The organism is Rhodococcus sp. 06-470-2 (genome assembly GCF_002258235.1).
Lineage (GTDB): Bacteria > Actinomycetota > Actinomycetes > Mycobacteriales > Mycobacteriaceae > Rhodococcoides.
Map to the genome: position 1 here is coordinate 140380 of NZ_NOYB01000037.1, position 25976 is coordinate 166355.

Sequence of the window (25976 nt, forward strand, 5' to 3'; positions counted from 1 at the left end):
TTCGATGGAAAGAGTCCTCGATGCCCCTCACCATCCTCGATGCCTGGCGCGCCCGGGTGTTCCGGTCGCCCGACCGGCCTGCATTGGCGTACTTCGATGCCGTTCTCACCGCCCGCGAGGTCGACGAGGCCTCCGACGCTCTCGCTGCCGCGTTCGCGGACCGCGGAGTGAATCCCGGTGACCGCGTCGGCATCTACCTGCAGAACGTTCCGCACTACGCACTGACGTTCTTGGCGCTGTGGAAGATCGGTGCCGTAGCTCTGATCCTGAATCCGATGTACCGCAACCGAGAACTGCGACACCTGCTCGACGACGCGGAGCCCGTAGCGCTCGTGTGCGACGAGTCGGATCTCGGCGAGCTCGAAACCTCGTTGCAAGGCAGTACGATTCGGTTCTTCGTGAGCACCAGCGGACTGGATCTGCAGACTCGCAACGATCCGCGAGTGTTCGCCGCGACGACGCGGGTCACGCCCACACCCGAGAACGACATGCTCGGCCTCGTCGAGGCGTACCGCGGTCGAATGCCGGAGGACACCGCACCGCAGCCGGACGATCTTGCGCTGTTGGCATACACCTCCGGAACCACGGGGCCGCCCAAGGGGGCCCGGATCTCGCACGCCAACGCGTTCGCGACGGCCTCGGACTTCGGTGAGCGTGCGGGTACGGAGGACGGCGACGTCGTCTTCGCCGTCGCGCCCCTGTTCCACATCACCGGGGCCATGCTCGATGCTGCTGTGGCTCTGGTGCGCGACTGCGTGCTCGTGTTCGCTCACCGCTTCCACGCAGGCGTCACACTGGACGCTTTCGTCGAGCATCGAGTCACCTACACCATCGGATCCATCACCGTGTTCAACGCGATCTCCGAGAGCCCCGGCGCGGACCGCAGACATTTCGCCTCCGTCAAGGCGCTGTACTCCGGCGGCGCACCCATTCCGCCGGCCACCGTCTCCGCGTTCGAGGCGAAGTTCGGGTGCTACATCCACAACGCGTACGGAATGACCGAGACCACCGCAGGCGTGATCGCGGTACCGCCAGGACTCCGGGCACCGGTGGACGCGTCGAGTGGATCGTTGTCCGTCGGACTGCCCCTCCCTCGCGTGCGGTTGCGCACACTCGATCCCACCGGGCTACCCACCGAAACGGGAGTAGCCGGCGAGTTGGAAGTGTCCGGGCCGCAGGTGGTCTCGGGGTACTGGCAGAACCCGGAGGCGTCGGCGTCGACGATGCCCGAAGGTCGCCTGCACACCGGGGACGTAGCGATCATCGACGAACAGGGCTGGGTCTATCTCGTCGACCGACTCAAGGACCAGATCAACGTCTCCGGATACAAGGTCTGGCCCCGAGAAGTCGAGGACGCCCTCTACGAACACCCGATGGTGTTCGAGGCAGCCGTGGTCGGTCGTCCCGACACCTATCAAGGGGAATCGGTGGTCGCGTACGTGTCGGTCCGCAGTGGTCCGGCCGTGACCACGGACGAGCTGATGGCCTTCGCGCGCGATCGGCTCGCTGCCTACAAACGTCCGAAAGAAATCCACATCATCGACGAGCTGCCCAAGACGCAGACCGGGAAGATTCGTCGCGCAGCACTCAAACCTGTTTCAGCACAGACTCACTCGAGCGAAAGTGGCACCCCATGACCGTCGGATCACCCCGCGACACCCGCTCGACACCGGACATCTCCTCGCGGAAGAAGTCGTTGTTCGCCAGCACGATCGGCAACGTACTCGAATGGTACGAGTGGAGCGCCTACGCAGTGTTCGCGCCGTTCATCGCCGCGGCGATGTTCAGCCAGAGCGATCCGGTCTCGGCCCTGCTGTCGACGTTGGCGGTGTTCGCCGTCGGATTCCTGATGCGGCCGCTCGGCGGCATCGTGTTCGGCCGGATCGCAGACAAGAAGGGGCGCAAGTTCGTTCTCGTCACCACCATGCTGATGATGGCAGCCGGAAGCCTGCTGATCGGCATCATGCCCACCTACGGAGCGATCGGGGCCTGGGCATCGGTACTGCTGCTGCTCGCCCGCGTCATGCAGGGTTTCGCGCACGGCGGCGAGTCGGCGACGGCCTACTCCTACGTCGGCGAGATCGCGCCACCGAACCGTCGAGGCATGTGGGGAAGCGTCGCGTTCGTCGCGATCTTCGGTGGCTCGGCACTGGCATACACGGTCGGTGGCGTCATCACCTCGACCCTGTCCGAATCTGCTGTCGGTCAATGGGGTTGGCGCATCCCGTTCCTGCTGGGTGCACTCCTGGCGCTGTTCGCTCTGTACCTGCGCAAGAACATGGACGAGAGCGACGTCTTCGATTCGGAACAGAACAAGGTGAAGCAGGCCCCGATCGCACGCAAGACCGTCGTGAAGGCGATCGTGTTGATGATCGGAATGACGTCGGGAATCACGGCGGCGCACTACACCTGGACCTCCTACGTCTCGACGTTCGCCATCACACAGCGTGGGATGAACCCCGACACCGCGTACTGGATGCTGGTCATCGCTCAGTTGATCGCGTTGGTGTCGCTGCCGTTCTTCGGTCGTCTCTCGGATTCGATCGGTCGTCGGCCGATGCTGGCCGCCTTCGCCGTGCTGATGTTCGTACTGCAGATCCCGCTGACGATGATGATCTCGACGCAGTGGTGGACGTTGCTGCTCCCGTCGACGGTTGCATTGCTCGTCATCGCCGTTCCGGCTTCGATCCTGTCGTCGACACTGTCGGAGAGCTTTCCCACCCGACTCCGCACGCAGGCAATCGGATTCGCCTATTCGTTCTCGGTGGCGGTATTCGGCGGAACTGCGCCCTATCTCAACCAACTCTTCCTCGGCCTCGATCTGGGCTGGGTGTTCGGCGTGTACATCATGTTCCTGGCCGCGATGACCGGTGTCGCGTGCTTCTTCATGAAGGAAACCAAGGGAATTCGACTCGAAGATGTCTGAACCGACTTCGGTCGAGCTTGCTCCTGACGTGACGTGAGGTTCTACCGTCTGATTCATGAACAACAACGGTCCGATCACCTGGGGAATCGGTGACGTCGCGCGTCGAACCGGCGTCACCGAACGTACGTTGCGGTACTACGAGGAACTGGGTTTGCTCGCCCCCGACCGAGACGGCGGGGGCAGGCGTCGGTACGGCGGGGGAGACCTCGATCGGCTGTACCGAATTCGGTTGCTCCGAGAATTGGGTACACCGCTTGCCGATGTCGATCCGGAAGCGATGGACCTCCAGCACCTGACGCGGCAGCATCTGACCGACCTGGACCACCGGATGACACAGCTAGCCCGGGTGCGCGAACGGGTTCGGGCAGTCGAGGACCGGCTTCTGCAGGGCGCTCAGCCGGGAGACGACGCCTTGTTGGACCTGCTGTCGGGCCTGTCGACCGACGAGCCGGCGGTGACCAGGCGTACCACTTTGCTCGTCTATCGAGACATCGCGGCAGCCCATTCCTACCTCGTCGACGTGCTGGGACTCGCACCGGGACCGATCGAATACGACGGCGACCGAGCAGTCCACGGCGAGGTTCACGCCGGTGACGGTGTTGTCTGGTTGCACCGCGAGGCTCCTGAACATCGGATGGTGTCGCCCCTGACCAACGGCATGGTCACCGCCTCGCTCGCTGTCCTGATCGACGACGTGGACACCCATCATGGACGGGTGTCCGCAACCGGCGCAGCAATCGACTACGCGCCCACCGACATGCCCTACGGCGTCAGGGAGTACGGCGTTCGTGATCTCGAGGGTCACCTGTGGTCCTTCCAGACGCCGATCTCGGAACCGGTGGCGTCCTGAATCCGTTTGCCCCTCAGCGGATTCGTCGGTGATCGAGCAATGAGGTCGATGCAGTATCGGCGAGGTCACTGCCTCCCAGAAGACGCATGAGCAGAAGGCCGTCGAGCATCGCCACGGCAGCTGCCGCTTCCGTTCGTCGATGGTGCGCGTCGCCGACCACGAAGCCCCCGAGCCATTCGATCCAGCCCTCGACCAAGTGCGAGGCCACAGATCTGTAGGGCTCGAGTCCTGCTGTTGCTTGTCCGATCGCCTCGAAGTACAGACCGAACAGCGGATCGTACTCAGGCTGTGCCACAACCGGCCACGCCGTCGCGACCAGCGCGCGGTGATCCCTCATCGGCGTCGAGAACGCCGCGGCCAACACGGTTTGCAATCGATCTCCGACTACCGACAGCACAGACGTGACGAGGTCGTCCTTCGTCGGGAAGTAGTAGACGACCGTGCGATCGCTGATCTTCAAGCGCGCTGCGAGTCTGCCGAAGGTCAAGCGGCTCAGGCCCCCTTCCAGGGCGGCCTCCAGTGCCACGGACAGCATCTCCTCGCGTGAATGTCTCTTGACCACTCCTTGATTGTAGTGGCCACTACAGGTAGCTTGAGTTGTAGTGACCACTACAACTCAAGGGAGACGTCATGCGTACACGTTCGACTCCATTGCTCGCACTGTCGGTTCTGCGATCGACCGCCGGAGTGGTCTCGTGGGTGAGTCCAGCGCACTCGTGGCGTGCCTTCGGTCTCGGACCCATGCGTCAAGCCGGAAGTGCGGGGGTGGCGACGCGTCTGTTCGGAGTTCGCGATCTCGCGCTGGGAATGGCACTGCACCACCCATCCGCAGACGTTCGCAGAGCAGCCGTGGAGGCCGGGATCGCGATCGATGTTCTCGACGTCGCGGCAAGTGTGATCGGACGTCGTGCGGGCGCGCCTGCGGCGAGTCTGGCCGGAGTGGCCGCCGGCGCAACGCTGTTCGTCGTGCTGGGCGTGACGATCATCGCGGACTCGGATTCCTGGTGATCATCCGGCCAGCGCGTCGGTATCGGTCGCCGCCTGTCGTACATCCTCGGTCGGGGTGACGTATTTCGTGAAGCACGGCTAGCTTGGACGGCATGCGTCGGCTCGGCGCGGTGGACCTCTGGCAGAAGGACGCACTCCCATGACCGATGACACGCTGGCCGACTTCGAGCGAACCGAGTTCACCGCAGACGGGCGGACAGCGCCGGTGTATCGCATCGGAACCGGGCCTGCCGTGATCGTCATGTCGGAAATGCCCGGCATTACTCCGAGGGTCGCGGATTTCGCGAGAACCGTGGCCGGAATCGGTTGTACGGCCGTTGTTCCGCACCTGTTCGGAGTCGACGGCAAGGATCCGCTGGCCGCGCCACTGGGTGCGCTCGGCACCGTTGCCACCATGTCCCGCGCCATGGTGCCGGCGTGCATCAGCCGCGAATTCACCATCCTGGCCACCGGCAAATCGTCGCGCATCGTGGTGTGGTTGCGCGCCCTGGCAGCGCAGGAGCACGAGCGCTGCGGCGGACCGGGCGTCGGTGCCATCGGAATGTGTTTCACCGGCGGATTCGCCCTCGCCATGGCGGCGGACGACCGACTGATCGCACCGGTGCTCTCGCAGCCCTCACTTCCGTTCGCGGCATCGAAGTCTCGCGGTAGATCCATCGACATCACCCCTGGCGACCTCGACAAGGTGAAGAGTCGTTGTGCAGCAGGGGAGCTCACGGTACTGGGGATGCGTTTCGAAGGCGACAAGATGTGCCCGCCCGCGCGATTCCAATGGCTGCGTGAGCAGCTCGGCGACGCATTCGTCTCGGTGGAACTGCCCGACTCCGCCTTCAACCCGGAAGCATTCGGACCGCCGCATTCGGTCGTCACCGAAGGACTGATCGATGCTCCGGGGGAGCCGACACGGCAGGCGTTGGATCAGGTGCTCGACCTGTTCCGTAGTCGGTTGCTGCCGACAGAGTGAGTAGATCGCTGTCTCGCTCCTGCCGAGTACCGAGCAACTCGGTCGGCGAGCCCCGAATTCACGACCACGGAACGGTGGCCTGCAGAACCGCCTCCTTCAACGCGCCGGTCCGCAGTGCCGTCACCGCCTGGTAATCGGGATCGGCCACCATGTCGCTGAACGCCTTGCGGGAGGGGTACTGCACCAGCAGAACCGCATCCCAGGCCTGACCGTCGTCGGCTACCAATGCCGTCGAGCCGTCGCCCGCATACAGCACCGTCGCGCCGTAGCGCGGGAGGAACGTCTCGTCCAGTGCTTTCGCATACTCTGCGTACGAATCGCGGCCACCGTCGGCGAACCGCAGCAGGTTGAGCATCACTACAGGCCCACCGGGGTCTTCTTCCAGAAAGCGCCTGAGGTCTCTTCCGCGGGGATCGACAGCCATCGATCGAGTATGCGTCAGCCGACGATCCGATGGAGAGGAAATTGCCACCGACGGCACCACGCATCGAAAATCAAGCACGGACGGCGGCGAAGGGCCTCCGAATGCAGATGCAACCGACAGTATCGGTGACACCGCCGGGCAGTTGGCCATGGCGGTTGTCATGGGAGCGCGCTCGATTTCTTTGCCCGGGTGACAGGTCCTCGGGAAGACTCGACCGCTCGTTCAGCGAGTCGATCCGGTGTTGGACCCCCAGACGGTGGTTCCATGGTCAGCGTAGAACTTGCAGAGCGGGAAACCAGTCACTCGATAATTGGGAAGTGTGTCGTCCATGACTGATGTTGAGAAAGTGACCGTATTCGGAACTGGAGTGCTCGGTTCGCAGATCATGATGCAGGCGGCGTACCATGGGAAAACCGTTGTGGGATACGATATTTCAGACGAATTGTTGGCCAAACTGCCGGATCGCTGGGAATGGATGCGCGGATACTACAAGCGCGACTTGAAGACCTTCGACGAGGCACGCTTCGACGAGGCCATCGAATCCATCACGACCACCACCAGCGTCGCGGAAGCCGTTTCGGACGCCGACCTGGTGATCGAAGCGGTTCCGGAGGATCTCGAGCTGAAGAAACGTGTCTGGTCGGATATCGGCGCGTCCGCCCCGCCTAGAACTATCTTCGTGACCAACTCGTCGTCGCTACTGCCCAGCAGCTTTGCGGATGCCACCGGGCGGCCGGATAAATTTCTCGCACTGCACTTCGCCAATCTCGTGTGGCGGTACAACACAGGTGAGGTGATGGCAACTGCTGTAACAGATCCCGTTCACTTCGATACCGTACTGAACTTCGCTTCGGAGATCGGTCTCGTTCCCGTTCCGGTCCGAAAGGAAGTACCGGGATACGTGTTGAACAGTCTGTTGATTCCGCTGCTGCAAGCAGGAGCCAACCTCTACGTCGGCGGTGTTGCCAATCCTGCCGACATCGACAATGTGTGGCGAATAGCCACCGGGGCGCCCGCCGGTCCGTTCCAGATATACGACACGGTCGGCTTCAACGTCGCAGCACACATCGCGCGCGCAAGCGGTGGCGAGGATCAAGTGAAATTCGCCGATATGCTGCAGAAGGGCATCGACGCGGGAAAGACAGGCCTCGGGGACGGAGAGGGTTTCTACACGTACGATCCCGACGGCCGGCGACTCGATGCTGTCGAGTCGTGGAACATCAACTGAACGCGCTCGATCACTGTCTCGTTCCGATGGAAGAGGCTGTTGTCGAGGTATGGCCCGGACAGCTTTCTGTCGTAGCCCGTCGCGCACCGCAGCGATGGCCGCCGAGCCGAATCAACCGAGTTGCCGCAGTTGAATCGCCGTGTCGAGTGCCAGCCGATGCCACGCCGATCGCGGATCTCGGCCGGTCAGTTCCTGGGCTCGGCGCAGTCGATAACGCAACGTTTGCGGATGCACATGCAACTGTGCCGCTGCGGCCGTGGCGGTGCCGGTGGCGATGAAGGCCGAAAGCCCGTCGAGGATGTGCGCATTCGCGGCCTCGATGAGCGAGCCGAGTACGGTGCGCACCACCTCGCTCGTGTCCGCGGTGGGCCGCGCGGTCAACAGTGCCAGCAGCTGCCCGTCGCCGGTGTCGAGCACGGCGCGGTCGTCGAACGCATGATCCGGTGCCGTGTCCAGAGCATCGGAAGCGAGCCTCCACGCGCCGCTGACACCGGCAATGGTCGACAGCTCCACGAGGCATCCACGCACACCGGTCGCTCGGGACGCGCCGTCGGCACGGTCTCGACCGATCGAGGACGGCAGCAGCAGGATCGCCCGCTGCTCGCGTCGGGTGCACAGGTGACTGCGCGTCGTCGACGGCGCGGTGCGATCGGGCGGCGCGAGTCCCAGTGCGAGAACCAGAGATTCGATGGTGTCATCGGTCAGTGCTCTGCCCGCGCTTGTCATTTCCACCACCAGTAGATTCGGGTGACTGGACAGTTCCAGGTCGAGTTCGCGGGCGCGATCGGCCACCGCTCCGGGCGAGTTGTGTCTGTTCGCCAGCAGGTCGTCGAGCAAGAGGGCGTGAGCCTGCGCCCGATTGGATGTGAGTTGTTCGCGCGCAACGATGTACGCGCCGATGATCTCTTCGGATATCGCGTCGATGGCGTCGAGCACGCCCAGGCTGAGATCGGCGATGTCCGGTGGGTCGAGCGCATCGAGGTACTCGGTCGCCACGTGCCGAACGAACACGCTCGATGCAACTCGATAGGCTCTGAGCACGTCGGCCAACGGTCGGCCGTCGGCGGCGCGAGCCGCACCGATCGCGCGAAATCGACTGTGATCACGTCCGTCGAGAGCCGGATCGCCGCCTGCCCACAGCGTCATCAGGCGACGCAGCGACCAGTAGGCGATCGCCTCGACATCGGCCGACTGCGGACCGTCCAGGGTGCGGTAGACCGGAATTGCATCCCGCACGGCCTGCACTGCCGACGCCACGACAGCCACCAGTTCCGCTTCGATCTCGGCGACCACCGCGGTCCGGGCTCGGTACATCGCGGCATCGTCTCATATTTGTCGGTGGCTGATGAACCGTATTGTCAACGAAGCCGATTTCCTTGAGTTCCGGCGCCCACGACAGCACAGTCGAGGGAGACAGTCGGGTCGAGCAGAAGAGTGGGGCAATGGACGCAGACGTGATCGTGGTGGGTGCAGGCTTGGCCGGACTGGTGGCGACCGCCGAACTGGCCGACGCCGGAAAACGGGTGCTCCTCCTCGACCAGGAGCCCGAGCAGAACCTGGGCGGTCAAGCGTTCTGGTCCCTGGGCGGTCTGTTCATGGTCGACACCCCGGAGCAGCGACGCATGGGCATCAAGGATTCCGCGGAGCTTGCGTGGCAGGACTGGCTCGGCACCGCTACCTTCGATCGCGGCATCGACGATCCGGCCGGCGAGGACTACTGGGGACACCAGTGGGCGCGCGCGTACCTCGACTTCGCGGCGGGGGAGAAGCGCTCCTGGCTGCACGCGCAGGGCGTGCGGTGGGTACCCATAGTCGGGTGGGCCGAACGTGGTGGCTACCTCGCCGAGGGACACGGGAATTCGGTTCCGCGGTTCCACCTGACCTGGGGTACCGGGCCCGGGGTTGTCGCACCGTTCGAGCGGCGCGTGCGGGAGGCCGCCGACAAGGGATTGGTGCGCTTCGGTTTTCGTCACCGCGTCGACGAGTTCATCGTCAGTGCAGGCACAGTTGAGGGAGTTCGCGGCGTAGTTCTCGAACCCAGTGCCGCGGAACGAGGTTCGGGTAGTACCCGCGTCGAGGTGGGCGAGTTCGAGCTGCGTGCCGGAGCCGTGCTCGTCACCGCAGGCGGCATCGGAGCCAACCACGACATGGTGCGGGAGAACTGGCCGGCACGGTTGGGAACGGCTCCGAAGTCTCTGATCTCCGGAGTCCCCGAACACGTCGACGGCCGCATGCTCGGCATCACCGAGAAAGTCGGTGGACGTCTGGTCAACAAGGACCGTATGTGGCATTACACCGAGGGCATCAAGAACTGGAATCCGATCTGGAAGAATCACGGAATCAGAATCATTCCCGGCCCGTCGTCCATGTGGTTCGACGCGCGTGGTCGACGGTTCCCGGTGCCCAATTTTCCCGGATTCGATACCCTCGGAACGTTGAAAGCCATCCAGGACAGTGGATTCGACTACTCCTGGTTCGTTCTGACGCAGAAGATCATCGAGAAGGAGTTCGCGCTCTCGGGATCGGAGCAGAATCCGGACATCACCGGCAAGAATCTCAAGCTCGTCCTCGGTCGAGTGTTGCCCGGCGCCAGCGGACCGGTCGAGGCGTTCAAGAAGAACGGAGAGGATTTCGTCGTCGCCGACACCCTCGCCGAACTCGTCCAGGGCATGAACAGGATCTCCGGCGAAAATCTGATCGACCTCGTCGATCTGAAGCGGCAGATCGAGGCCCGCGACCGTGAGGTCGACAACCCGTTCACCAAGGACCTGCAAATCTCCGCAATCCACAACTCGCGTCGTTCGCGCGGAGAACGCATCGCGCGTACCGCCTCGCCGCACAAGATCCTCGATCCCAAGTCGGGTCCGTTGATTGCCGTGCGTCTGAACATCATCACGCGGAAAACGTTGGGCGGCATCCAAACCGACCTGCAGGGCCGGGTTCTCGATGGCGACGGACACGCGATCGACGGGCTGTGGGCGGCCGGTGAGATCGCAGGATTCGGCGGCGGCGGTGTGCACGGGTACCGCTCACTGGAGGGAACCTTCCTCGGTGGGTGCATCTTCGGCGGCCGTCAGGCGGGACGCGCGATCGCCGCGCAGGCGTGACGGTGGCCCTCAGAATCGGTCGTCCCGCGCTGCCGGGTCCGGCGGAGATCGCCACCACTGAGTCGGCGGGTCCCCATTCGCCGGTGACAGTGTCGTTTCTCGGTGTCAGCACCGTGCTCTTCGACGACGGCCGATCGGCGATCCTCACCGACGGCTTCTTCTCGCGACCGTCGCTTCCGAAAACCCTCGTACGACCGCTGCGGTCGGACATGGGGCGCATCGATGCAGCCCTGCGCAGAGCGGGGATCACCACGCTCGACGCGGTGCTGTGTGCCCACTCGCACTACGATCACGCACTCGACTCGGCGGCGGTAGCGCTGCGTACCGATGCAGTTCTGGTCGGCGGTTCCTCGACCGGCTTCATCGGGCAGGGCTCCGGGCTCTCGGACGACCGGATCGTCGTGGTCGAGAACGACGAGACAACGGTGCAGGGCAACTTCGCCGTCACGTTCGTCGAATCGGTTCACTCGTATCCGGATCGGGCGCACGGCAGGATCGAGCGGCCACTGACCCAGCCGGCTCGGGTGCGTGAGTACCGATGCGGGGAGGCATGGTCGATGCACATCGAACACGTTCCCAGCGGCCGGACGGCACTGGTGCACAGCAGCGCCGGTTTTCGTTCCGGCATGCTCGAAGGTCGCCGTGCCGACGTGGTCTACCTCTCGATAGGGCAGCTCGGTCGACGGCCGCGCGCGTTCATCGAGCAGTACTGGCAGGAGACGGTCGTGGCGGTCGGTGCCCGACGCGTGGTGTTGACGCACTGGGACAACTTCTTTCGGTCCCTGGACGAACCACTGCAAGCGCTCGCGTACGTCTTCGACGACATGTCTGCCTCCGTCGATGTGCTGAACGCCTGCGCGCGGAGAGACGACATCGACCTCGAATTGCCGACCCTGTGGCGACGCGCGGACCCGTGGGCGGAACGGGCCTGACACCGACCCTGCACGCGGGCTGACGATCACAGATCGTCGAGGGTGACCAAGCCGTCCTGCAGCGCCCGGGCCACGAGCGACGCTTTGGTCGGTGCCGCACGACCGACGGTGGCGTACTTCGCGCGAATTCGAGACAGGTGGGTATTCACCGTGCCGAGTGCGATGTGCAGAACCGCGCACACTTCTTGTTTGGAGTCGCAGCGCAACCACGCACCCAGGACCGCGATCTCGCGGGCGGTGAGGCCGGGATCGGCGAACCTCGTCGCTTCCTGCCGTGACCTGGGAGTCTCGGTACCGGGATTTGCGACGGTCCTGGCGCGCACGGTCGATGCACTGCGGCGCGGCGCGAATCGCTGCCCCGGATGGACCGCGGTACCGGACGCGACCTGAATCGTCGTGGTCGACAGACCTGTACTCGTCACTTGCATTGCATCCGACCCCTGCTGTCCGACTTGGTGTTTCGGACATCCGACCACGCCGGCAAATATGAAACAACACCAACGGGTTCGAGGCAGAACGCGGCATTGGAGGCTTCTGTCGATCCAGGTTTATCGTTTTGTAAAGTCGGGTCTTCACGGGGCCATTGTTATAGTTCACTGTCCACCGGATCGAAACCGTAGGCGGTCGTCGTTGAGCCCGAAATCCACACCCCGCGAACAACTGCTGCGGGCGGGCTCACGATTGCTGACCGATCTCGATATGTCGGTGCTCGCACGATCGCTGTCTATCGCCTCGGTCGTGGAAGAAGCCGGGTTGTCGCACCAGACTTTCCACAATGCGTACCCCGGGTCCTCCCGTGCCGGGGAGCGTGGTGGCAAGGAAGCGTTCGTCGAGGACTTGCTCGCGCACGTGACTCTGCAGTACACGAAGCCCGGCGATGCAGAGCATGCCTCGTCGGATCTCGCGTCCTACTTCGAGCAACTGACCTCCGGTCTGCTGCGCAGGAGAATGATCGGCGCGATGATCGCCTCCGACCACGCCGGAGCGAGATCGTCGTTGGCACCCGAATTCGATGCCATGGACGCCGCAGTCGAGGATGCCGTCCGGCACAAGCTCCGTGCACTCGGGGGTTCGGTGAGAACGCCGCTGACGGTGACCGGACTGTCCCATGTCCTCGTCGCTCTGCTCGACGGTCTTGCTTTCCGTGAGACCCTCAGCCCGGGAACGGTGCCCACGTCTCGTGCGTCCACGGCTGTCGAATCGCTGCTGGAATGGGCGGTGGACCCAGTTCACTCGGATCGTCGTGAACGCACAGCGGGACCCGTGGACGTGCCCGCTTCTCTCGACGGTTTCGATCATTCGAGGGCCGACATCGAATCCGACGTCATCGCGGCGACCGAGAGGTTGTTCGCGGCACACGGATATTTCTCGGTCACCCTCGCCGACATCGCCACTGCTTCCTCGCTCACCGTCGCCGATCTCAAGCGCCTGTTCCCGAGCAAGGTCGACATCATCGTTGCCGCACTGACGCCCGAGTTCGAGCGCGTCCTCCGGCTGGGTCGTGCGGACGCCCGACTGGAGGTGGAACCCATTGCGGCTCTTGAACGTTCGGTCGGTCGGCTCGCGGAGTTCGTGGCGCGCAACCGCTCGATGAGCTCGGGGATGCTGTTGGCACTGAGCTTCGAGCAGTTTCACGAGCCGAGCACTGTCACCACCATTCGGGAGCAACTCCCGCTGCCCTCGGCGCTCACCCCGATCCTCGAACGTGGCCAGCGTCGAGGCGACTTCGGTACCGAGGCGTCGGCAAGCGAACTTGCGACGATACTCGCCAACAACGTGGTGATCAGGTCCGTCTCACGGTCCGAGGAAGGTCCGGAACAAGTCTCCGACTACGTCCTGCGGGTGTTCCTGTCTGGAATACGAGCACGTTGAGCGAGCCTGCGGGCCTGAACTGCTACGCGTCGGCGTCGACCCGGGGTACCTCGAAGGCGAGCAGTGCTACGTCGTCCTGCAGACCGTCTCCGAAGGAAGCCAGAAGTGACGTGAGATCGTCGACGATCTTCGGTGCAGTCGTCGGACCTCTTTCGGCAGCAAAAGATTCGAGGCCACCGTCGTCGTCGAAGCGTGTTCGCCCCGGTCCGACGATTGCCTCGGTCAACCCGTCGGTGTAGAAGGCCATGACGTCGCCGGGTCGCAGTGTCACCGATGCCGACGCGAAGTGCGGCTCGGCCAATGCTCCCACCAACTGACCACCGGTGGTGTCGACGAAGTCCACGACGGCGTCGTGACCGATACGCAGTGCCGGCGGATGTCCTCCGCTGGCGAGGTCGACCACCGCGCCGTCCGGGCCCGGAGTGATGGTGCCGAAAACCACTGTGCAGAAACGTGGGTCGTCGCCGTGGAACTCGTGGTGCAGAACGGTGTTGAGGTTCTGGAGTACCGAGATCGGGTCGCGGTCGAACACCGCCGCGGCGCGCAGGGTGTATCGGGTCAGCGAGGTGACGGCGGCGGCTCCGGCACCCTTCCCGCTGACGTCACCGAGGAAGAATCCCCATGTCCGATTGTCGAGGGGGAACACATCGTAGAAATCGCCACCGACCTCGTCGATGGATGCGGGGTGATAGTGAGCCGCCACGTTCATACCCGTCGGAGCGGACAGGATCGGGGGGAGCAGGGTGCGTTGCAGGGTCGACGCCAGAATCTGCACTTGCGTTCTCTCTGCCTCGGCCTGCTTGCGCGCTTCCTCCGAGGCGCCCAGTGCATCCTGTGATCTGTCCAGAGCGGCCTCGGCGCTGTCCTGCGCCGCCTCGGCGTTGTCACGGGCGTCGATCAGATCTCTTTCGCGGACGTTCCGCTCGGTCTCGTTGTGCAGCGTCATCGTCACCGTCATGGGACCTGTGGGCGTGCGCAGGGCGTTGGCGAGTATCGACACGGCGATTGCATCGCTCCTGTCGGGTGCGACGGTCAGCTTCGCGGAGGCTCCGATCGGGGAGTCGGCCCGTGAATTCGACGCGACGTCGATCAGCGCCGTCAGTACGGGCTCGAACTCGATCGTGAACAGGTCGGTGACCGACGTTCCCACGAGAGCGTCACGACTGCGTGCGGTGATGCGGGCGGCGGCAGCATTGGCGTAGAGGATCCGTGCCGTGGCCACATCGACGGAGAACACCCCGCACGGTGCACTGTCGAGCAATTCAGCAGCGGTGGCGGACATGGGCACTCCCTTCGTTCATGACGAGCGGGTGGCAGAACTGGAGCGGCTTGCCGAGACCGGATCGGTCCACACCGCAGTCACGATGGTCCCGAACCCCGGCCGGTGATCGACGAGGAGGTCGTCCGACACTGCGGCAGCGAGTTGCAACCCATGGCTGCGATTGGTCGTCGGCGTCGGTGGCCGCCACGTTCCGGTGTCGGAAATCGTGACAGTCAGGGTTCGATGTTCGTATGCGGCGGTGACCGTCATCGTTCCGGGCTCGGGCACTGCGTGGTAGGCATGCTCGACCACGTTCGCGAGCGCTTCGTAGACCCCGAGGACGATGTCGTCCACCAATGAGTTGCTCACTCCCAGGTCGAGAACCCAGTTATGCAGCCGACGTCGAAGCGCGGTCGCCACGGCCGATTCGGCCGGTGCGGTGTGGCTCCAACGCTGTGGAGTGGGTCCGGGACTGCTCTCGGTCATCGTCGCTGTCCGAACCGGTACCGGCCGGTCATCGGTCGACTTCCGAGTCGAGAGCTGCCGACCGCACGTGAGCCACCGCGTCGGGAACGGTCGTGAAAGTGGCCATCACCCGATCGATTCCGCTGAGCTGCACGGGCCGAACCACGACACCATCGACTGCCACGAGCGCCATGAGCGAGGCATCGGGCAGTCGATCGCAGACTCGCACCAGTACGGTGATGGCGCTCGACGACAGGAAGCTCACATCCGTCAGATCCACCACGAGTCCGGCCCGGGCTGTGTCTGCCGCCGGGAACGCAGCAGCCGACAGCTCCGGTATGGTGTCGAGATCGAGTTCGCCTCGAACGGTGAGCACGGTCGTCGCGTCGTGGTCCGCTGCCACGATCTCGAAGGCTGCTCCGGTCGGCTCGTCTGGCATGGGTTCGACGTTACCTGTTGTCGAGTCGAACTCACGACCGAAACGCGTCGACGAACAGGTCGCCTGCGCCCAGTACCTCCAGGACCATACGCACCGATCGTGCAGGCGCGAGCACGGCGATCTTGCCCGGATGTACATAGGTGGCATCGATTATTGCGTTGGCAACGCCGGAGTACATGAACGACACCGCCGACAGATCGACACAGACCCGATCGGAGGCGGCGGCCAGGCGGTCCAGGCTGTGCACGAACTCGGCTCTGGTCGACATGTCGAGTTCGCCCGACGCTCGCAGAATGTTGTGTCCGTCCGGTCGAACGACGGTCTCGACCCGAAACACGCCCTCGTCGTCGCGAATGGAGCGTTCCATCGTTGCAGTGCTGGTCAACATATCTTTACCTCTTCCCCGAAGCGTTCGTCCCGGTCGGTCTGCCCGCGCGGTGCACAACGCTGAGTTGTTGTGCTTTCAACGATGCCAGTGCCTGATTGCAGGAGACTCCGCCGCACATCTCGAACGAGTAACGAAAGATCTCGTTTCGATAACGCCGTCACCGGGTCAACACGTCGATGAGCGAACCGGTGATTTTCTTCTTCATCCAGCCGTGTACACCTCGCTGGCCCAGCGCTGCCCGGGCAGCGTTGAGGCCGGCGGCTCCGTGCACTCCTCCACCGGGGTGCGCCGATGCCGACCCGAGAAACAGTCCTTCCACCGGCGTTTCCGCCCGCCCCAGCCCCGGCGTCGGTCGAAATATCAACTGCTGCTGCAGCTGCGCGGTTCCGCCGTTCACCGCACCACCGTGCAGATTGGCATCGGCACCGTACAGATCGCTCGGTCGTTGGACGACCCGCCCGACGACCGAATCGGCAAATCCCGGTGCATGGGCGTCGAGGACTTCGTCGACCCGATCCGCCACGGTGTCGGCGGCCGCGTCGTCGACGACGCCCCTCGGCAGATGTGTGTAGGCCCAAGCGCTTTCGGTGCCCTCCGGTGACCTGCTCCGATCGGCAGTGGTCATCTGGCCGAACAGCATGAACGGGCTCTGGGGAAGAACTCCGGTGGTGAGATCTGCCGCCCAGTGCACGAGGCCGTTGTCGTCCGCACCGAGGTGGACGGTGCCGGCGTCGGCCAAAGACGGTGAGTTCCAGGGTATTCGACGATCGAGTGCGTAGTTCACCTTGACCACCGGGGTGTCCCACTCGAAGGTGCGCAAGTCGTCGTGCACTCGGCGCGGCACGGCGTCGAACGGAAGCAGTGAACCGTACAGAGCCGGTGCGGACACGTCGGCCACTATCGCCCGACGCGCTCGAAACGTGTCTCCGGCAGCGGTGTGCACCCCGCGAGCGCGGCCGCCGCGCACCTCGATGTGCTCGACCGCCTGACCGCACTCGAGCACCGCACCCGACGCGGCACCACGACGAATCAACGCGGTCGTCAGCGCAGACGATCCGCCCACAGGGGCCGGAAACCCGACGTCCTGAGCCAGCATCGTGAGCAGCCAGCCCATCATGCCGCTCACCGGGGCATCGGTCGGGACGTCACCGTGCATGGCGTTGCCCAGCAGCAGGCAGCGAGCAGCCTCGCTGTGAAAGAGCTCGTGAGCCATCACCCGGGCGGGGAGGGCCGCGAATCGCGCGAAGCGCAGTGTCTCGGGCACCCCCAAGGTGTGGACGAGTCGAGCCGCTGGGACGACGGGTGGAAACGGTCCGAACAGCGAATTCATGAAGGGCTCGCGAATGCGCTCCCACTGCTCGAAGAGCCGCAGCCAGGTTCGGCCGTCTCGCGCGTCGTGTTCCGACAGCCGCGCAGCGGTGGTCTCGACGTCGTGGTGAACGACCGGAGCGTCGGTGTCCTGCGGTGACCGCGCATGGCCGTACACCGCGGGGGAGTGCGACCACTGCAGCCCGTGGCTTTCCAAGTCGAGTGCAGTCATGGCAGGCGAGGCGAGCGCCAGCGGATAGAAGGCGCTGAAGAGGTCGCTGGTGAAACCGGGAACGAGCTCGGCGCTGCGCACAGCGCCGCCGGGATGTTCGGCAGCCTCGAGGACCACGACGTCCCAGCCGGCGTCGGCCATCGCTGCCGCCGCAACCAAGCCGTTGTGGCCACTGCCGATCACGATCGCGTCGACCTCGGTGGTGGTCATGAGACTGCACTCCTCTGGTCGGTATCGGTCTTGTCGGTCAGCAGGTTACCGACGAAGTACAGCGCTACTCCTACGGCGAGGAGCAATCCGGCGCGCAGCCACGTTGCCGCGGACTGCTGGGTCAGTAGAACTGCGCACGTGATCAGTGCCAGCACGGGGAGTGCGGTCGGCGTCCGGAAATGACCGGAGTCGGCGCAATCGCTGCGAAGTACCAGTACCGCCACGTTGGTGCTGATGAAGACGAACAGCAGGAGCAGCACGACCGTCTCCGCAAGCGCAGCGACGGAACCGGTGCTGCACAACACCATCGCGACGACGGTGGTGGCCACGATCGCTGCCCACGGAGTTCTGCGGCCCGGCAGAACCTTGGCCAATGCGCCGGGAAGCAGACCGTCACGAGCCATGCCGAAGGTCAGTCGCGACGCCATGATCATGGTCAGCAGTGCGCCGTTGGCCACGGCGACCAGTGCGACGAGGCCGAAGACCCACGGCGGAATGCCCGCATCGGCAGCGTCGACGACCTCGAGCAGCGGACCGGTCGATTGCGCCAGAGTGTCGGCGGGCACGACGGTGGACACTGCGAGACCGACGAGCACGTACACCACCCCGGCGACGGTGACAGCACCGAGAAGAGCCCGTGGGTAGACCCGGCGCACGTCCTCGACTTCTTCGGCGATGTTCGCCGACGTCTCGAATCCGACGAACGAATAGAACGCGAGCAGAGCCGCGCCGAGCACCGCGAGCGTCGGAGTCGTCGCGTCGGTGAATTCGAGGACCCTGGACGGCGTGCCGTCACCCCGGCTCAGCACGAGACCGGCGAGGGCGACGATCAGCACCAGACCCGATACCTCGACGACCGTCATGGCGAGGTTCGCCCGCAACGATTCGGTGATCCCGCGAGCGTTGAGCAGCCCGACCAGGAGCAGGAAGACCACTGCGGCGGGGACGGCGGGCACGTCGAGGAACACGCCCAGGTAGTCGCCCGAGAAGGCAAGCGCCAGGCCGGCGGCGCTGGTGACACCTGCGGCGAGCATCGAGAATCCCACCAGAAACGACACGAGCGGTTTCTTGTACGCCCGCTGCGCGAACACGGCTGCGCCGCCTGCTCGTGGGTACTTGGTGACGAGTTCTGCGTACGACGCAGCGGTCAGCAGTGCCATCAGCAGGGCGACGAGCATGGGCAGCCAGATCGCTCCGCCGACCTCGCCCGCTATCTCGCCGACGAGAGCGTAGATTCCGGCACCGAGCACATCGCCGAGAATGAAGACGAACAGCATTTTTCCCGAGACTGCCTGTCGCAGTGGGGACTTGCTCACGGAGCTGTGGACCGCTCTGCGAGCAGGGCGAGCCGACGGAGCGCCTCGGCGTTGCGTGGATGCGCCAACAGATGCTGTATCCGATTCGGCACCAGGGCGAACGGCGCAGTGATCGCGTGCTCGATGATCTCGATGCGGCAACCGGTGGCAATCGGGTGTAGCCGCACCGTGACCGACGCTTTGCCGAACGGCAGGGCGCGCGCTTCGAGTCGTATCTCTCGTTCGGCGTGAATTCCCACCGAACGAGTCACGTCGCTCAGCACCGCGGGCCAGGTGCCGACGGAATGGTGAATCGTGGAACCCGGTGCGGGCCAGGTGTTGTCGACGGCGCGAATTCGGGATGCACCTACCACCCAGGTTGCGTACGTCCAACCGTCCGCGAGGACGCTCCAGACGTCCTCACAGCTGGCTGTGGTTTCTCTGCTCGTGGGCACGATTCGGCCTCCGGAATCTCTTGTCGTCCTGTGTGAGCACGTGATCCGCGCTCGCCGACACTCCGGGACTGGAAGTGGGGCACTCTGGGTGCTGCGATCGCACGGTAGAACGATCCGACACTGCCGTATGCCCCGAAACGGGCCGGTTCAATCGGTGCGGCAGATCGAGGAGAAGTCATGTCCCACCGCAGCGCTCTGGCCTCGCGAGATCGAATCGGTCAGGCCAAGGGGATCATCATGGAGCGCTTCGACGTCGACGCCATCCGCGCGTTCGACATGCTCGGTGCGCTGTCACAGGAAATGAACGTGCCGGTATCGACGTTGGCGGCGCAGCTGATCAGCCGTGAACACCCGACCGAACCCGATCTGCCGAGCTGACGTTCGCCCCACCAGGTGCGCGACCACCTGATTTCGGGTCGAAAGGTACTTGTCATACTGAGGTCATGTCGACAATCGCGTACGTGATCGCAGGTTCGGAAGCCACCGGTGGAGCCGGTCTGCAGGCAGACCTCAAGACATTCGAGCGGCTCGGGGTCTACGGAGTCGGCACCATCACATGCATCGTCTCGTTCGATCCGAAGTCCGACTGGGGCCACCGCTTCGTTCCCATCGACAGCTCGGTCATCGCCGATCAGATCGAAGTCGCTACTGCCGCACACGATCTCGATGTCGTCAAGATCGGCATGCTCGGCACACCCGCTACCGTCGAGACCGTGGCGAGCTCACTGCGTCTGCAGCCGTGGCGGCACGTGGTGGTCGATCCGGTGTTGATCTGCAAGGGTCAGGAGCCGGGCGCGGCGCTCGACACCGACAATGCGCTTCGGCGCGACATTCTTCCGCTGGCCACCGTGATCACCCCCAATCTGTTCGAGGCACAGACATTGTCCGGAATGGACGCCATCACCACCGTCGACGATCTGGGCGAGGCGGCCAAGCGAATTGCCGAACTCGGACCGCGGTACGTGGTGGTCAAGGGGGGTGCGGGGTTGCCCGGCGACGAGGCCGTAGACGTCGTCTGGGACGGTTCCGAACTGACCGTGCTGCGCGCCCCCAAGGTGGGCGAGGAGCGGGTATCGGGTGCCGGATGCGTGTTCGCCGCGGCCATCACGGCCGAGCTCGCGAAAGGCGTGGACGTGCTCGACGCGGTCGCCACCGCCAAGAACTTCGCACACGCAGGCATCGTCGGACGGCTGACGAGCCACGCCCCGTTCGCCGCAGTGAGTTGGCACGACTGAACCATCGGCCCGATGTTTGTCGACGGCGCTTTACGGGAACCGCGCTGTGAAGGCGGTGAACGCTCCTCAGGACCGGTCTGCGGTCAGTGGCCGTCACTCATTCATCTCGAGAGGTTCACATGGCGCACCAGAACACGAGCGATTCCGACGCCGGCGCACGCGACGACGATCGGACGACCCGCGGCCACGCGGGTGAGGCGATCGTCGACACGCGAAACTGGCCCGGATACATCTTCATCGGAATTGCATTGGTGAGCCTGGGTCTCACCCTTACCGCCGCAGGCTACGGGTTCTCCGGATGGGTGTGGATCGGTGCGATCGCCGCGCCGGTTCTTCTCGCGGCCGGAATTGCACTGGTTCTACTGGAGCGCAGACGTGTCAAGGCTCGGGAAGGCAAGTCGCTGACCGACCCGGCGGGACACTGATCGTCGCCGGGTAGGCCGGTACAGCCGGCCGACGCATTGGTCGACCGGCTCAGCGGTGTGCGCGAAGAGACTCACGATCCTTCTTGCCCTGCGACTTGTCGGCCCGCCGTTGTGCGAATCGACCGGCCGACTTCAGGCCTCTGGACACGACATTGTCCTTGCCCGTTCGCTTTTCGAGGCTCTGGCCGGCGAAGGCCAACAACCGAGCGAGGACGGGAAGCCCGATCGCAACGATGAGGTAGCGGTACAGGTACTTGCGCGCGAGCAGGGGGATCATCGGACTGCGCGTCGAACCTTGAGCGCAGCGGTGGCGGTCAACGTGATGACGGCTCCGACGACAGCGGCACCGAGCAAGGAGACGCCCTGGCCGAGATCGAAGTTCCAGCCCAGGAAGTTGATGGTGGTGTGCACGGTGTTCTGCAGCACGAAGATCACCAGTGCTGCGACCAGGACGAGCGTGACGAGGAGGGCGAACTTCGAGGCGAATCCGCCGCGACGCTTGGTGGTCTCGGTGTTGCCGGTGGATGTGGTCATGAGGGAATCCGTTCTGTGAGGTGGAAGGGGTGAAAGGCGAGTGCCGCCGATCATCGAGATCGGCGGCACTCGATGCGATTGCGGTGTTACTTGAAGGTATCCTTGATGTTCTCGCCGACCTTCTTCACGCCTGCCGAACCCTGATCCTTCTTGCCCTCGGCCTCGAGGTCCTTGTTGTCGGTGGCGTCGCCGACAACTTCCTTCGCCTTGCCGATGGCGTCTTCCGCGGCGTTCTTGGCCTTGTCGATGAAGCTCATGAGAGTCCTTCCGGGTGGCTGTGATTGTTGGTAACGGGTACTTAGTCGGTTTTCGTCACCGAAAGCAACGCCGGTGTGATACAGGTCACAGTGGGGGGCGTCCGGACGGAGATCAGGTGAGGGAGACCAGTTCGGTGATGTCGTCCTCGGGGAGCTCGCCGTCGACCACTGCCGTGACCACGGAACTGTTCAGCGTGATGGCACCCTTGTGGTTGTCCAGGAATGCGGTGTCGGCGGCGTCGCGACCGACCGAGATGCGCACCAGCGTCGAGCGCGGGGCGAGGCAGGTGGCATCCACGACGCGCCACTGGCCGCCCACGAAGGCTTCGGCGACGGCGTGGAAGTCCATTGGGTCGCAGCCGGGTGCGTACACCGCCACCAGGCGGGCCGGAACGTTGACCGCCCGCAGCATGGCCACCACGAGGTGCGAGTAGTCCCGGCAGACGCCCTGTCCGGCGAGCAGTGTGTCGACAGCACCGTCGATCGGATCACTGCTCCCCGGAACGTAACTCAGGCGAGCGCCGACCCACGCGGAGATCTTGGCCAGCAGTTCCTCGGAGTCCGCGTAGTCGCCGAATTCGGTTGCGGCGAAACCGTAGAACTTGTCGGCCTCGGCGTACCGGCTCGGTCGGAGGTAGAGCGACATGTCGTAGTCGGTGACCGGTGCCGGGGTGGTGTTGCCCAAGATGGTGGCGTCGTACGAGACCTGCAGGTTGCCAACGTCGGCGGGCATGACGTGAATTCGGTTGCCGTGCGGCCCGCTCACTTCCTTCGCCTCGATGGGGTTGCCGTCGAGAACGAAGGACAGTGATTCGGTGACCGTCGTGCCCGGATGCGGCGCGATTGCGATCTGGAATTCGAGCGTGGTGGCTGCGGTGATGTCTACATCGAGGCGCGCGGATACGTCGCGTTTGAGCATGGGAACTCCTGGCAGGCGAGGGCGGGTGAACGAGCTGCCAGTACCCGTATCCGCCGATACCAACCCCCTCCCGCTCTGCGAGTGGTCAGCGCCACCCCAACGCGGGAGCGACATCGCGCAACACAGTGCCGAGGACGTGGGCGCAGTAGTCGACGCCCAACTGGTTGGGGACGGTGAGCAGCAGCGTATCGGCGGCTGCGATAGCTTCGTCCGCGGCGAGCTCTTCGATCAGTCGATCGGGCTCGCCTGCGTACGTCTTGCCGAATCGGGCCTTGCCGCCGTCGATGTAGCCGACCTGATCGTCGCCGCTGCCCTCTCGGCCGAAGTAGGCGCGATCGAGATCGTTCACGATCGGAAAAATGCTGCGACTCACCGAAGTTCGCGGCGCGAAGTCGTGTCCAGCGTCGCTCCACGTCTTGTGGAATCGTTCGATCTGCTCGGCCTGCAATCGATGGAACGGCACTCCGGTGTCTTCGCTCAACAGCGTCGAGCTCATCAGGTTCATGCCCTGTCGCGCGGTCCACTCGGCGGTGTCGCGGGTGCCTGCACCCCACCAGATGCGCTGCCGCAAACCGGGGGAGTGTGGTTCGAGGCGCAGGAGTCCGGGCGGATTGGGAAACATCGGCCGCGGATTGGGCTGTGCGAAACCCTTGCCTTCGAGAAGATCGAGATAGATGCGGGTGTGTTCACGGGCCATGTCGGCGTGATCGGAGCCCTCGGCCGGTGTGTAGCCGAAGTAGCGGTAGCCCTCGACGACCTGTTCGGGCGATCCTCGGCTGACTCCGAGCTGCAGCCGCCCGCCCGAGATGAGATCGGCGGAACCCGAGTCCTCGGCCATGTAGAACGGGTTCTCGTAGCGCATGTCGATGACACCGGTGCCGATCTCGATGGTGCTCGTCTTGGCACCGACGGCGGCGAGGAGTGGGAACGGTGACGCGAGCTGGTTGGCGAAGTGATGGACGCGGTAGTACGCGCCGTCGGCACCCAGTTCTTCGGCGGCGACCGCGAGGTCGATGGACTGCAGCAGCACGTCCGACGCGGACCGCGTCTGCGACTGTGGGGACGCCGACCAGTGTCCGAAGGACAGAAATCCGATCTTCTTCATCACGCGCTCTTTCGTTGAAGGATCAACTGTATTCGTTGGGTGTCAGCGCATACCGAGGTCGATTCATTCCCTGCTCCGCGGCTACGCGCCGATGCCCGCCGTCAGCAATTTCGCCAGTTCGAGGTAAGCGTCGCCGTCGCTCAGTCCGGTCAGTCGAAACACCTCGCGAGTCTGAATGCGAACCATGACCGAGGAGGCCACGTCCCCGACGAAGGCCGCGTGCACGTCGCGCACTTCGCCGCTGGCCACGCCCTCGCTGATCAACTCCTGGACGCGGCGCGCGGCGATGGCGGTGTTTCGTTCGTATACCGAGCGGGCCGCCTCCAGTGACGCCAGGTCGGTCATGAACTGTTCGGACGCGGACTCGAGAGCTGCCCCCACCGCGGTGAGATAGGTGGTGATGCGATTGCGGGTGCCGTCCACCTCGGCGACCGCGTTCTCCACCTGCGTGGTCATGGACTTGAAATAGTGCACCGTTGCGCCGCCGACCAGCTGATCCTTGCTCGACGCCAGGGTGTACAGCGTGGACTTGGAGCACCGAAGCCGGGCCGCGATGGTGTCGAGGGTCAGGTGTGCGAAGCCCTCTGCCAGAAACAAGCTCACGAGCTGGTCGAAGAGTTCGGAACGGCGTGCCGTGGCATGCGAGGTCACGGGTGCGTTCACATCAGGGATGGTACTGCATCGGCTTGTGCAGTACTGTGCATCAGTACTGCGGATCGTCCGGCAGTACTGATGCGATAGCCCCGGAGGTTTTCACGTGCCCGTCGACCGTCTGTTGCCCACGTCCGAAGCGCGTGATCTGATCGCCCTGACCCGGGACGTGGCAGACAAGGTCCTCGACCCGATCGTCGACGACCACGAACGGCGTGAGACCTACCCGGAGGGAGTGTTCGCCACCCTCGGCGAGGCAGGCCTGTTGAGCCTGCCGTACGCAGAGGAATGGGGAGGTGGAGGCCAACCGTACGAGGTGTACCTCCAGGTCCTCGAAGAACTGGCGTCGCGCTGGGCGGCGGTTGCAGTCGCAGTGAGCGTGCACGGTCTGGCTTGCTATCCCGTGATGGCGTTCGGTACCGAACAGCAGAAAGCCGACAAACTCCCCGACATGCTCGGTGGGGCGCAGATCGGCGCCTACTCACTGTCCGAGGCACAGGCCGGCTCGGACGCTGCCGCACTGAGCTGCAAGGCCACCCCGACCGAGGGTGGCTACACCGTGAACGGTTCGAAGGCGTGGATCACACACGGCGGAGTGGCCGACTTCTACAACCTGTTCGCTCGTACCGGCGAAGGGTCGAAAGGTATCTCGTGCTTCCTCGTTCCGGACGGAACCGACGGCCTGAGCTTCGGCAAGCCCGAAGAGAAGATGGGACTGCATGCGATCCCGACGACCTCGGCGCACTACGACAACGTCCACGTACCCACCGAGTGGCGAATCGGCGCGGAGGGGCAGGGACTGCAGATCGCCTTCAGTGCACTCGATGCAGGCAGGCTCGGAATTGCCGCTGTAGCCGTGGGAATCGCGCAGGCGGCGCTCGACGACGCGGTGAAGTACGCCCAGGAACGTACGGCGTTCGGCAAGAAGATCATCGACCATCAGGGCCTCGGTTTCGTGTTGGCGGACATGGCAGCGGCAGTGGACTCGGCCCGCGCCACCTACCTCGATGCTGCCCGTCGACGTGACGCCGGACTTCCCTACTCGCGCAACGCTTCCGTGGCCAAGCTGATCGCTACCGATGCGGCCATGAAGGTGACCACCGACGCGGTACAGGTGTTCGGTGGCTACGGGTACACCCGCGACTTCCGCGTCGAGCGATACATGCGCGACGCCAAGATCACTCAGATCTTCGAGGGCACCAACCAGATTCAGCGTCTGGTGATCGCGCGCTCGCTCGCCACGAACTGACGATCTCCGTTTGCCACTCCACACAACGTAGGGGACATCTGCATGACCACAACCGAACCCGATATCCATACCACTGCGGGTAAATTGGCCGATCTTCGTAAACGTCTCGCGGTTGCGGAGATTCCGTCCGGTGAGGCGGCGGTGGACAAGGTCCACGCCAAAGGCAAGCTGACCGCCCGTGAGCGGATCACCGCCCTGCTCGACGAGGGCTCGTTCGTCGAACTCGACGCCCTCGCC

General features: G+C 64.3%; 30 protein-coding genes and 1 pseudogene. 14 read left to right on the top strand and 17 right to left on the bottom strand.

The annotated features are described in order from the left end of the window. Positions 1 to 20: 20 nt before the first annotated feature. From CH276_RS20685 to CH276_RS20695, 3 genes are read left to right on the top strand one after another with little or no spacing between them, the layout of a single operon-like run. Positions 21 to 1637 carry a class I adenylate-forming enzyme family protein gene (locus CH276_RS20685; protein ID WP_094631546.1) on the top strand — a complete coding sequence of 539 codons (1617 nt, stop codon included), beginning with the start codon at positions 21 to 23 and terminating at the stop codon, positions 1635 to 1637. Beyond that, positions 1634 to 2926, top strand: a complete 1293-nt coding sequence (locus tag CH276_RS20690) for an MFS transporter (protein WP_045196129.1) — start codon at positions 1634 to 1636, stop codon at positions 2924 to 2926. The genes CH276_RS20685 and CH276_RS20690 overlap by 4 nt, the downstream gene beginning before the upstream one ends. 55 nt (positions 2927 to 2981) lie before the next feature. Beyond that, on the top strand, positions 2982 to 3776 hold the full coding sequence (locus CH276_RS20695) for a MerR family transcriptional regulator (protein WP_094631547.1): 795 nt from the start codon (positions 2982 to 2984) through the stop codon (positions 3774 to 3776). A 13-nt stretch (positions 3777 to 3789) separates the two neighbouring features. On the opposite strand, the gene CH276_RS20700 is transcribed toward CH276_RS20695, so the two are convergent. Continuing rightward, positions 3790 to 4338, bottom strand: coding sequence for a TetR/AcrR family transcriptional regulator (locus tag CH276_RS20700; RefSeq protein ID WP_141214760.1), 549 nt, complete (start codon positions 4336 to 4338; stop codon positions 3790 to 3792). 68 nt (positions 4339 to 4406) lie between these two features. Here CH276_RS20700 and CH276_RS20705 point away from each other — a divergent pair, with 68 nt between their 5' ends. Together CH276_RS20705 and CH276_RS20710 are read left to right on the top strand one after the other, a co-directional pair. Next, positions 4407 to 4784: a hypothetical protein gene (locus CH276_RS20705; RefSeq protein WP_045196123.1), complete on the top strand. Its 378-nt coding sequence runs from the start codon at positions 4407 to 4409 to the stop codon at positions 4782 to 4784. Positions 4785 to 4923: 139 nt separating this feature from the next. Continuing rightward, positions 4924 to 5748 carry a dienelactone hydrolase family protein gene (locus CH276_RS20710; protein ID WP_094631549.1) on the top strand — a complete coding sequence of 275 codons (825 nt, stop codon included), beginning with the start codon at positions 4924 to 4926 and terminating at the stop codon, positions 5746 to 5748. 58 nt (positions 5749 to 5806) lie between these two features. Here the strand turns inward: CH276_RS20710 and CH276_RS20715 are convergent, their stop codons facing one another. Continuing rightward, positions 5807 to 6172 (bottom strand): DUF1330 domain-containing protein, encoded by a 366-nt coding sequence (locus tag CH276_RS20715; RefSeq protein WP_094631550.1) that lies wholly within the window; start codon positions 6170 to 6172, stop codon positions 5807 to 5809. A gap of 328 nt (positions 6173 to 6500) precedes the next feature. On the opposite strand from CH276_RS20715, the gene CH276_RS20720 reads away from it, so the two are divergent. Then, positions 6501 to 7400, top strand: a complete 900-nt coding sequence (locus CH276_RS20720) for a 3-hydroxyacyl-CoA dehydrogenase (protein WP_094631551.1) — start codon at positions 6501 to 6503, stop codon at positions 7398 to 7400. 111 nt (positions 7401 to 7511) lie between these two features. Here the strand turns inward: CH276_RS20720 and CH276_RS20725 are convergent, their stop codons facing one another. Then, positions 7512 to 8714: a helix-turn-helix domain-containing protein gene (locus CH276_RS20725; protein ID WP_094631552.1), complete on the bottom strand. Its 1203-nt coding sequence runs from the start codon at positions 8712 to 8714 to the stop codon at positions 7512 to 7514. A 128-nt stretch (positions 8715 to 8842) separates the two neighbouring features. On the opposite strand from CH276_RS20725, the gene CH276_RS20730 reads away from it, so the two are divergent. Together CH276_RS20730 and CH276_RS20735 are read left to right on the top strand one after the other, a co-directional pair. Further along, positions 8843 to 10507 (top strand): FAD-binding dehydrogenase, encoded by a 1665-nt coding sequence (locus CH276_RS20730; protein WP_094631553.1) that lies wholly within the window; start codon positions 8843 to 8845, stop codon positions 10505 to 10507. 2 nt (positions 10508 to 10509) lie between these two features. Continuing rightward, entirely contained in the window at positions 10510 to 11439 is a 930-nt protein-coding gene (locus tag CH276_RS20735; RefSeq protein WP_094631554.1) for an MBL fold metallo-hydrolase, read from the top strand. Between the two features lie 26 nt (positions 11440 to 11465). Here the strand turns inward: CH276_RS20735 and CH276_RS28265 are convergent, their stop codons facing one another. Further along, positions 11466 to 11861, bottom strand: a complete 396-nt coding sequence (locus tag CH276_RS28265; protein ID WP_254924355.1) for a LuxR C-terminal-related transcriptional regulator — start codon at positions 11859 to 11861, stop codon at positions 11466 to 11468. A gap of 208 nt (positions 11862 to 12069) precedes the next feature. Here CH276_RS28265 and CH276_RS20745 point away from each other — a divergent pair, with 208 nt between their 5' ends. Further along, positions 12070 to 13311, top strand: a complete 1242-nt coding sequence (locus CH276_RS20745; protein WP_176459363.1) for a TetR/AcrR family transcriptional regulator — start codon at positions 12070 to 12072, stop codon at positions 13309 to 13311. 22 nt (positions 13312 to 13333) lie between these two features. Here CH276_RS20745 and CH276_RS20750 read toward each other — a convergent pair whose 3' ends face one another. From CH276_RS20750 to CH276_RS20780, 7 genes are all read right to left on the bottom strand, one after another. Beyond that, complete coding sequence (locus CH276_RS20750) at positions 13334 to 14593, bottom strand: PP2C family protein-serine/threonine phosphatase (protein ID WP_094631556.1); 1260 nt, start codon at positions 14591 to 14593, stop codon at positions 13334 to 13336. A 15-nt stretch (positions 14594 to 14608) separates the two neighbouring features. After that, the gene (locus CH276_RS20755; protein ID WP_094631557.1) at positions 14609 to 15058 is read right to left on the bottom strand and encodes an ATP-binding protein; all 450 of its coding nucleotides are present in this window, start codon (positions 15056 to 15058) and stop codon (positions 14609 to 14611) included. Positions 15059 to 15086: 28 nt separating this feature from the next. Then, positions 15087 to 15476, bottom strand: coding sequence for an STAS domain-containing protein (locus CH276_RS20760; RefSeq protein ID WP_032394259.1), 390 nt, complete (start codon positions 15474 to 15476; stop codon positions 15087 to 15089). 31 nt (positions 15477 to 15507) lie between these two features. Continuing rightward, a complete protein-coding gene (locus CH276_RS20765; protein WP_032394260.1) occupies positions 15508 to 15864 on the bottom strand; it encodes an STAS domain-containing protein in 357 nt (118 codons plus the stop codon). A gap of 157 nt (positions 15865 to 16021) precedes the next feature. After that, positions 16022 to 17614, bottom strand: coding sequence for a phytoene desaturase family protein (locus CH276_RS20770; RefSeq protein ID WP_094631558.1), 1593 nt, complete (start codon positions 17612 to 17614; stop codon positions 16022 to 16024). After that, positions 17611 to 18891, bottom strand: coding sequence for an APC family permease (locus CH276_RS20775; RefSeq protein WP_094631580.1), 1281 nt, complete (start codon positions 18889 to 18891; stop codon positions 17611 to 17613). The genes CH276_RS20770 and CH276_RS20775 overlap by 4 nt, the downstream gene beginning before the upstream one ends. Positions 18892 to 18926: 35 nt before the next feature. Next, complete coding sequence (locus CH276_RS20780; RefSeq protein WP_094631559.1) at positions 18927 to 19364, bottom strand: SRPBCC family protein; 438 nt, start codon at positions 19362 to 19364, stop codon at positions 18927 to 18929. A 186-nt stretch (positions 19365 to 19550) separates the two neighbouring features. Here CH276_RS20780 and CH276_RS20785 point away from each other — a divergent pair. From CH276_RS20785 to CH276_RS20795, 3 genes and pseudogenes are all read left to right on the top strand, one after another. Beyond that, positions 19551 to 19742 (top strand): annotated as a pseudogene (locus tag CH276_RS20785) (ANTAR domain-containing protein); the annotation flags it as partial. 65 nt (positions 19743 to 19807) lie between these two features. After that, on the top strand, positions 19808 to 20599 hold the full coding sequence (gene thiD / locus CH276_RS20790) for a bifunctional hydroxymethylpyrimidine kinase/phosphomethylpyrimidine kinase (RefSeq protein WP_094631561.1): 792 nt from the start codon (positions 19808 to 19810) through the stop codon (positions 20597 to 20599). 119 nt (positions 20600 to 20718) lie between these two features. After that, on the top strand, positions 20719 to 21024 hold the full coding sequence (locus tag CH276_RS20795) for a hypothetical protein (RefSeq protein WP_094631562.1): 306 nt from the start codon (positions 20719 to 20721) through the stop codon (positions 21022 to 21024). 49 nt (positions 21025 to 21073) lie between these two features. Here the strand turns inward: CH276_RS20795 and CH276_RS20800 are convergent, their stop codons facing one another. The 6 genes from CH276_RS20800 to CH276_RS20825 form a co-directional block, all read right to left on the bottom strand. Next, positions 21074 to 21301 (bottom strand): hypothetical protein, encoded by a 228-nt coding sequence (locus CH276_RS20800; protein WP_032394266.1) that lies wholly within the window; start codon positions 21299 to 21301, stop codon positions 21074 to 21076. Then, positions 21298 to 21558, bottom strand: coding sequence for a lipopolysaccharide assembly protein LapA domain-containing protein (locus tag CH276_RS20805; protein ID WP_032394280.1), 261 nt, complete (start codon positions 21556 to 21558; stop codon positions 21298 to 21300). Before CH276_RS20805 ends, CH276_RS20800 begins: the two co-directional genes overlap by 4 nt. Positions 21559 to 21644: 86 nt before the next feature. Beyond that, positions 21645 to 21815: a CsbD family protein gene (locus tag CH276_RS20810; RefSeq protein WP_008718579.1), complete on the bottom strand. Its 171-nt coding sequence runs from the start codon at positions 21813 to 21815 to the stop codon at positions 21645 to 21647. A 112-nt stretch (positions 21816 to 21927) separates the two neighbouring features. After that, a complete protein-coding gene (locus tag CH276_RS20815; protein WP_094631563.1) occupies positions 21928 to 22734 on the bottom strand; it encodes a transglutaminase-like domain-containing protein in 807 nt (268 codons plus the stop codon). An 85-nt stretch (positions 22735 to 22819) separates the two neighbouring features. Continuing rightward, a complete protein-coding gene (locus tag CH276_RS20820; protein WP_094631564.1) occupies positions 22820 to 23839 on the bottom strand; it encodes an LLM class flavin-dependent oxidoreductase in 1020 nt (339 codons plus the stop codon). A gap of 81 nt (positions 23840 to 23920) precedes the next feature. Continuing rightward, complete coding sequence (locus CH276_RS20825) at positions 23921 to 24502, bottom strand: TetR/AcrR family transcriptional regulator (protein WP_222092734.1); 582 nt, start codon at positions 24500 to 24502, stop codon at positions 23921 to 23923. A gap of 94 nt (positions 24503 to 24596) precedes the next feature. Here CH276_RS20825 and CH276_RS20830 point away from each other — a divergent pair, with 94 nt between their 5' ends. Both CH276_RS20830 and CH276_RS20835 read left to right on the top strand, forming a co-directional pair. Next, positions 24597 to 25739 carry an acyl-CoA dehydrogenase family protein gene (locus CH276_RS20830; RefSeq protein ID WP_094631565.1) on the top strand — a complete coding sequence of 381 codons (1143 nt, stop codon included), beginning with the start codon at positions 24597 to 24599 and terminating at the stop codon, positions 25737 to 25739. A gap of 42 nt (positions 25740 to 25781) precedes the next feature. Beyond that, positions 25782 to 25976, top strand: a 195-nt coding sequence (locus tag CH276_RS20835) for a carboxyl transferase domain-containing protein (protein ID WP_303396063.1), incomplete at its 3' end; no start/stop codon positions are given.

Bases quoted from the DNA above. Each gene is read 5' to 3' on its own strand.
- CH276_RS20770 (WP_094631558.1), bottom strand. From the start codon at position 17,614: ATGACCACCACCGAGGTCGACGCGATCGTGATCGGCAGTGGCCACAAC.
- thiD (WP_094631561.1), top strand. From the start codon at position 19,808: ATGTCGACAATCGCGTACGTGATCGCAGGTTCGGAAGCCACCGGTGGA.
- CH276_RS20820 (WP_094631564.1), bottom strand. From the start codon at position 23,839: ATGAAGAAGATCGGATTTCTGTCCTTCGGACACTGGTCGGCGTCCCCA.
- CH276_RS20710 (WP_094631549.1), top strand. From the start codon at position 4,924: ATGACCGATGACACGCTGGCCGACTTCGAGCGAACCGAGTTCACCGCA.
- CH276_RS20755 (WP_094631557.1), bottom strand. From the start codon at position 15,058: ATGACCGAGAGCAGTCCCGGACCCACTCCACAGCGTTGGAGCCACACC.
- CH276_RS20810 (WP_008718579.1), bottom strand. From the start codon at position 21,815: ATGAGCTTCATCGACAAGGCCAAGAACGCCGCGGAAGACGCCATCGGC.
- CH276_RS20805 (WP_032394280.1), bottom strand. From the start codon at position 21,558: ATGACCACATCCACCGGCAACACCGAGACCACCAAGCGTCGCGGCGGA.
- CH276_RS20685 (WP_094631546.1), top strand. From the start codon at position 21: ATGCCCCTCACCATCCTCGATGCCTGGCGCGCCCGGGTGTTCCGGTCG.
- CH276_RS20720 (WP_094631551.1), top strand. From the start codon at position 6,501: ATGACTGATGTTGAGAAAGTGACCGTATTCGGAACTGGAGTGCTCGGT.
- CH276_RS20690 (WP_045196129.1), top strand. From the start codon at position 1,634: ATGACCGTCGGATCACCCCGCGACACCCGCTCGACACCGGACATCTCC.
- CH276_RS20750 (WP_094631556.1), bottom strand. From the start codon at position 14,593: ATGTCCGCCACCGCTGCTGAATTGCTCGACAGTGCACCGTGCGGGGTG.
- CH276_RS20725 (WP_094631552.1), bottom strand. From the start codon at position 8,714: ATGTACCGAGCCCGGACCGCGGTGGTCGCCGAGATCGAAGCGGAACTG.
- CH276_RS20800 (WP_032394266.1), bottom strand. From the start codon at position 21,301: ATGATCCCCCTGCTCGCGCGCAAGTACCTGTACCGCTACCTCATCGTT.
- CH276_RS20775 (WP_094631580.1), bottom strand. From the start codon at position 18,891: ATGCTGTTCGTCTTCATTCTCGGCGATGTGCTCGGTGCCGGAATCTAC.
- CH276_RS20695 (WP_094631547.1), top strand. From the start codon at position 2,982: ATGAACAACAACGGTCCGATCACCTGGGGAATCGGTGACGTCGCGCGT.
- CH276_RS20795 (WP_094631562.1), top strand. From the start codon at position 20,719: ATGGCGCACCAGAACACGAGCGATTCCGACGCCGGCGCACGCGACGAC.
- CH276_RS20730 (WP_094631553.1), top strand. From the start codon at position 8,843: ATGGACGCAGACGTGATCGTGGTGGGTGCAGGCTTGGCCGGACTGGTG.
- CH276_RS20760 (WP_032394259.1), bottom strand. From the start codon at position 15,476: ATGCCAGACGAGCCGACCGGAGCAGCCTTCGAGATCGTGGCAGCGGAC.
- CH276_RS20815 (WP_094631563.1), bottom strand. From the start codon at position 22,734: ATGCTCAAACGCGACGTATCCGCGCGCCTCGATGTAGACATCACCGCA.
- CH276_RS20715 (WP_094631550.1), bottom strand. From the start codon at position 6,172: ATGGCTGTCGATCCCCGCGGAAGAGACCTCAGGCGCTTTCTGGAAGAA.
- CH276_RS20705 (WP_045196123.1), top strand. From the start codon at position 4,407: ATGCGTACACGTTCGACTCCATTGCTCGCACTGTCGGTTCTGCGATCG.
- CH276_RS20765 (WP_032394260.1), bottom strand. From the start codon at position 15,864: ATGTTGACCAGCACTGCAACGATGGAACGCTCCATTCGCGACGACGAG.